Annotated in this window: 3 protein-coding genes; 1 reads left to right on the plus strand and 2 read right to left on the minus strand. The window is 65.0% G+C overall.

Going from position 1 to position 6000, the window contains the following annotated elements; genetic code table 11:
• The first annotated feature begins 303 nt into the window (after window positions 1–303).
• On the plus strand, window positions 304–1626 hold the full coding sequence (locus AB0O52_RS04620; RefSeq protein WP_364534060.1) for a hypothetical protein: 1323 nt from the start codon (window positions 304–306) through the stop codon (window positions 1624–1626).
• A 20-nt stretch (window positions 1627–1646) separates the two neighbouring features.
• Here the strand turns inward: AB0O52_RS04620 and AB0O52_RS04625 are convergent, their stop codons facing one another.
• Together AB0O52_RS04625 and AB0O52_RS04630 are read right to left on the minus strand one after the other, a co-directional pair.
• Window positions 1647–4502, minus strand: a complete 2856-nt coding sequence (locus AB0O52_RS04625) for a WecB/TagA/CpsF family glycosyltransferase (RefSeq protein ID WP_364534063.1) — start codon at window positions 4500–4502, stop codon at window positions 1647–1649.
• A 46-nt stretch (window positions 4503–4548) separates the two neighbouring features.
• On the minus strand, window positions 4549–6000 hold a 1452-nt coding region (locus AB0O52_RS04630; protein ID WP_364534066.1), incomplete at its 5' end, for a DUF4082 domain-containing protein.

Genomic DNA, 6000 nt, shown 5'->3' on the forward strand with positions numbered 1-6000 from the left:
CTGAGAGCCGGGATCGAACGCATACATGAATGCTCGCCTCAGCCTATTTGCGGGGTAGAAGGCCAGGCACGAGTGGCTGGTACCCGCATTCGCGACGGTCCGATACTCGCCTCCCACCCGGAAGCTCGTGCTCAGCCCGCTTAGCACTCGACTTCGGCGGGAGGGCACTTCCATCGGCTGGAAAGGGTGTTTTCCGCACCTGGATCGGTGGTATTTTTGGGACGAACTCCGTAGCTGATGGTCTCCGTTTCGGGCTCCTTGCAAGAGGGGCCTGTGAATTTTCCGATGAATCAACGGGAGCCGATGGCCATGACCAAGCACAACATTTCCCTGTCCGCTCGAACGAGCGTCCTGTTGGCTGCCTTCCTGGCCCTCTCGGCCTCGGTGGCGAGCTCCACAGTGCCGGCCGTTGTGCCGCTGCCGGCCGGAGTGAGCGTCCGCGCTGTTGATGGGGGCCAGCAGTACTACGGAAAGTTTCCTAACGGCCTGCCGGCCTCGCCAAACTACTTTCCCGTGGGCATTTGGTTCGAAAGCGTTCTCGCTCCTGCCGATGTCCCCTTGGACAGGGCCGCGGGAATTAATTTGTACGTCGAGTTGACTGCCGACTCGAATGTCCAATACATCAGGGACGCCGGGTCTTATGCGATCCCGTCCTGGACATCGCCGCTTGCCTCGGGGTTCCTGCTCTCGGACGAGTCTGATATGTGGGCCGGGCCCGGTTCTGCCGCCTGGACCGGAAATTACCCCGGTGCCGGGACGGTGTGTGCTCCCGCAGAAAGCAAGTGCGGATATACGGTGCAGGGAACCCTCGTTAATAAGGCGCCGGCGAACACCATGATCTATGCGAATTACGGGAAAGGCGTGACATTTTGGGAATCGACGGCTGAAGCGGGGCAATTTGTCAATAGCTACCAGCAGGTGGTTTCCGCCGACAATTACTGGTTTACCGATCCCAATATCTGTGCTCCGACTGAAGGCGGAGTAATGCTGGCGACTCCCCGTGCCTTGACCGACGCCGAGTGTCGCAAAGCCTCAAATTACGGCTGGACCGTGGAACGCACTCGTGCCTTCGTCAGCCCAAAGGGGAAGCTGCCTGTCTGGGCCTTTGTTGAGTTGGGACACCCATTCACGGAAGCCGGTGCTCCTACCATCACGGCACCGGAAATCAGGGCCGCAGTGTGGAGCAGCATCATTCATGGTGCACGCGGGATCACGTATTTCAACCATAGCTTTGGTGGGAGTTGTATCTCTCAACACGTTTTGCGGGATGCATGCGGCGCTGCTATCCGCCCGACGGTGACAGCCGTCAACCAGCAGATTGCGGAGTTGGCCCCGGTGCTCAATGCGCCGTTTGTGGATGGTGTAGCAACCGCCAGTGGCCTCATCGATACGGCAGTAAAGGCCTACAACGGCAGCCTCTACATCATTGCCGGGTCCACGCAGACAGGACCGCAATCAGTCGCCCTGAACCTCAAATGCGGCGGCGGAACCAGCGTAACGGTGCTCGGCGAAAACCGCTCCCTGGCTATGGTTGGCGGCTCTTTCGCCGACACCTTTGCCGACAGTAACGCGGTGCATATTTATCGGGTGGAAGGCAGCAACGCCTGCGGGATCTCCGGCCAATAACCGGCGCGCCCGGCTGCCTCTTAGCGCCGGCTGCTCTCGTCCCGTTCCCATATAGTCGCAGCTCCGGGTCCCTTCCGAAGCCGGGCGGCGACGGCAAAGCCCGCGTAGACGGTGGCGTCGAACGCCGTGAGGGGACCGCGGATTGAACCTAGGAGTTCGCGGAGGCTTTGGCCTGTGCCGCTACCGCCCTCGGCCGGCTGGAACTTGAGCAGATGCACATTGCTCCGGTAGTTTCGTCCCAGAACCGTGACGAGGGCGCGGGCGTCCTTCGGGGTGTGGACCGTGACGGGCCGGCAGGTGACAATTTCCTTTTCGTGGGCTGCAAAGTGCCGGTCAACGAATACATCATCGGCCTGTACCGGCGGAAACGTGCCAAAACGGGCGCGGGCCTCGCGGGTCAGGGCGAAGGCCCCCGCGCCCCATAGGCCGCTCCTGGTTGACGGCATGCGGCCCCGTGCGCGATAGAAGGCCTGAACCAGGCCGGTGGCATCGCCCGGGTCGTACTGCGCCGCCGGCCGTGCCGCCAGGAGATCGCCTTCTCCGAGACGCCTGAAAAGCTGCTCGATTGCCACGGGCTCTATCTCCACGTCCGCGTCGAGATAGAGCCGCGGCCACGCCGTGGCCAATGCATCGCCGGTGTCCATAGCAAGGGTCTTCGATGGCTCGTCGACCTCAACTACCTGGACACCGTGAAACCGGCCGGCTATTTCGCCGGTATTGTCGGTGCAGCCGTTGCACACCACGAAGATCTCGACGGCGGCACTGGCCGCGAGCGGCTCAAGTTTGCTGAGGGTGCGGGCAATGACCGCTGCTTCGTTATGCGCCGGGATGATGATCGAACCGGCGGGAAAGCCCCTGAGGTGACCGCCGTCGTCGTGCTTTGCTTGTGGAGCGGGCACGGCATGGGGCAGTTGCTCCCAGTGGCGTTTGCCCAGGAGCGCCCGAAGCGCCGGACGGTGCTCGCGCTGGTATGCGCGTAGTGCCTCAGAGAGCACCGCCGCACCGCGGAAAACGGCGGCCGTCGCAGGCGGGTGGTGTTTCTCCGCGTAGCGGGCCCGGTTCACAGCCATCAAGGCGGTGAGCGCCGCCGAACTGCCGGAGCCGCCCCTGCGATGCCGCATTTTGGCGGCGGGTTCAAACCACGCGACCCGCCCGGCCTCCCGGGCCCGCCGGAAGTAGTCGGTTTCTTCCAGGTAGAGGAAGAATCGCTCGTCCCAGGGCCCGAGTTCGCTCGCAAGGCCTGCGTCGATCAGCAACGCTGCGCCCGTGGCCCATTCCACCGGGTGCGCATGCTGGTAGCTGACCCGGTCATAGTCGATTTCGGAGAGACAGGCAGGCCGGCCTGGTAGCCGACGGCCCAGCGCGGCGTCCGCCAAGGCGCGCGGAAGGGTCGGTTCCCTGCGCAGGGACGGGTAAATTGAGCCGTCTTCGTCCAAAAGCGCGGGAACCACAATCCCGGCCCCGGAGTGGCGCTGCCGGGCGATCATGGCCGCAACGGAGCCGCGTTCAATGACCAGATCCGGATTGGCCACCAGCAGGTACCGGACGTCGCCGCAGAGCCGTTGGGCGGCGTTGATGCCACCGGAGTAGCCCAGGTTGCCTCCGGTGGGGAACGATATGACGTCGTCGTACCGGGAGAGCGCGTCCAGCGTACCGTCCGAAGAGCCGTTGTCTGCGACGATCACCCGGAGCCACTGGTCGGCGGCCTCGGACCGCAGGCTTTCGATCAGCGGGTCGACGTCGTCGGCGTTGTTGTAGGTGACCACCAGGACGGCGACGTCCGCGGTTTGCCCGGCGACGGCAAAGCCCCTGTTGCCGACCGGGGGCGGCGCGAGGGTGGTCGGCGCGGGTCGCTCGGCCGGATCGCCTGGTGCGTCGCCGGGCACTTCCTCCGGGCTGGAGCTTTTCGACCGAAGTGACGCATAGGCCATAGGGCCATCGACCAAGTAGCGGCGGGCGAGGCGTCGTGGTTCCAGCGCGAGGCGCCAGGCCCATTCGAGGCCGTTGGAGCTCATCCATTCCGGGGCCCGCTGGATGCGGCCCGCCAGGAAGTCCACCACGGCGCCGAAGGCCAGCAGGATACGGGCTTCGGTGAGCGCCCCGTATTCAGCAATCCACAGCTCTTGCCTCGGTTTTCCGAGTCCGACGACGAGGATGTCCACCTTGGCTGCGGCGATGGCTGTTGCCAGGAAGGTTGAGGCTGCAGGATCTGTGAGCTCGTCGCGGCCGGGGGACCAGTAGCCTGCCACCACGAGGCCCGGCCGTTCGCGGGAGAACCTCGACTTCAGTGATTCGTGCGCGGACTCTGCCCCGCCCAGGAAGCCGACCCGGAGTTGGAGGTCTGTGGCAGCATCCAGGAGGGGCCCGATCAGGTCGCTGCCGGCCAGACGCGGCCAACTGCGCCCTGTCAGGCGATGCGCTTCGGACACCAGGGGGGCGCCATCGAGCAACGTGAGCCAATTGATAGCCGGGGATCCGTCCAACGTTGAGCTGCCGTTTGCGAGAACTGAAGCCCATCTGCTCCCGATGCCGAAGTGGTTGATGTGGTCGAGGTTGGCCGAGGCAATCGCGAGCGGTGGCAACTCCCTGGAGGTCGCCCGCGCCGAAATGAGGCCGATGGCCTCTGAGAAGCCCAGAAGGTCGACCGCAGCACCCCCCAGGAGTACCCGGCTCGACGGGGCACTTGCCGTGTTGCCCGTGTGGCGTTCAGGAACGGCGTGTTCACGAATGCGGGTCCGGGAAACACGAGGTTCAGGAACAACGTGGGCCGTGCGGCCATGCAGCGCCGGCATGGTGCCGGCCACTGCCCGGGCTCCAGCGGCTGGCGGAATCAAGAGCTTGGCGGCCATCATTTTGAGGCCTTCAGCTGTTTTCACGCAGAGTCATCCCTTCTTACGGGCTTCAGGGCTAACTGGGTTCCGGCTACGGTGCTGTGAAGTCCACGTCCACCCAGTAGTTGGTGTTGTTGTAGCTGTCGGTGGGGAAGGCGGCATCGCCGTAGCGGTAGACGCCGTTGGGGCCGTCGGTTCCGCTGGCAAGCCCGTGCAGGGGTGCGTTGTCCGCGGAACTGCCGAAGAAGTAGCCGCCGTTCGCGGAGTAGAAACCGTTGGGGGCGTAGTAGGAAACGAGGTAGGTGGTGTTCGCGGCGATGGCGACCGGGCTGGCGAAGGTGGCATCCTGCCAGCCGCTGGCGGTTTCACCGGTGAAGGTGACGGAGGCCAGGAGTGATCCGGTGCCGGACCAGAGGTAGCCGGTGTGGGTTCCGGTGTTCTGGCTGCCCTTGTAGAAGCGGACGCCGGTGACGTTGCCGGCGACGTCGGAGCGGAACTTCATGCCCAGTTCCACGCCGCTGGGGTCGTTGACGGTGACGGTGGTTGGGATGGAAGCGGCACTGAACACGCTGCAGGGGCAGACAGGGCCACCGGTGGTGGTGAAGGTCCAGGTGTAGGGGGCGGTCATGGTTTGGCCGGCGGGGTTGGTGGCTCCGCTGATGGTGGCGGTGTAGGTGGTGCTGTTGGCCAGGGCCGCGGTGGGGGTGAAGGTGGCGGTGTTGGTGGTGCCGTCATAGCTGGTGGTGCCGGGCACGGCGGTGTTGGCGGCGTCTTTGAGGGTGTAGGTGATGGAGGACGCGGTGACGGCCTGGTTGAAGGTCGCGGTCGGTGCGGTGGTGGTGGGCACGGCGCTGGCGTTGTTCGCCGGGGACGTGGAGGTAACCGCGGGGGCAGGGGCGGCGGTGGTGGTGAAGACGGCGTCGACCCAGTAGTTGGTGTTGTTGTAGCTGTTGGTGGGGAAGGCGGCGTTGCCGTAGCGGTAGACGCCGTTGGGGCCGTCGGTTCCGCTGGCGAGGCCGTGCAGGGGTGCGTTGTCCGCGGCGCTGCTGAAGTAGCCGCTGTTGGCGGAGTAGAAGCCGTTGGGGGCGTAGTAGGAGACGAGGTAGGTGGTGTTCGCGGCGATGGCGACGGGGTTGGCGAAGCTCGCTTGTTGCCAGCCGCTGGCGGTTTCACCGGTGAAGGTGACCGAGGCCAGGAGCGATCCGGTGCCGGACCAGAGGTAGCCGGTGTGGGTTCCGGTGTTCTGGGTGCCCTTGTAGAACCGGACCCCGGTGATGTTGCCGGCGACGTCGGAGCGGAATTTCATGCCCAGTTCCACGCCGCTGGGGTCGTTGACGGTGACGGTGGCGGGGTTGGAGGCGGCACTGAACACGGTGCAGGGGCAGGCCGGTGCCGCGATCGTGGTGAAGGTCCAGGTGTAGGGGGCGGTCATGGTTTGGCCGGTGGAGTTGGTGGCTCCGCTGATGGTGGCGGTGTAGGTGGTGCTGTTGGCCAGGGCCGCGGTGGGGGTGAAGGTGGCGGTGTTGGTGGTGCCGTCATAGCT

The organism is Arthrobacter sp. NPDC080073 (genome assembly GCF_040686575.1).
GTDB lineage: Bacteria > Actinomycetota > Actinomycetes > Actinomycetales > Micrococcaceae > Arthrobacter.

Coding starts and splice junctions, on each gene's coding strand:
- AB0O52_RS04620 (WP_364534060.1), top strand. CDS start 304: ATGGCCATGACCAAGCACAACATTTCCCTGTCCGCTCGAACGAGCGTC.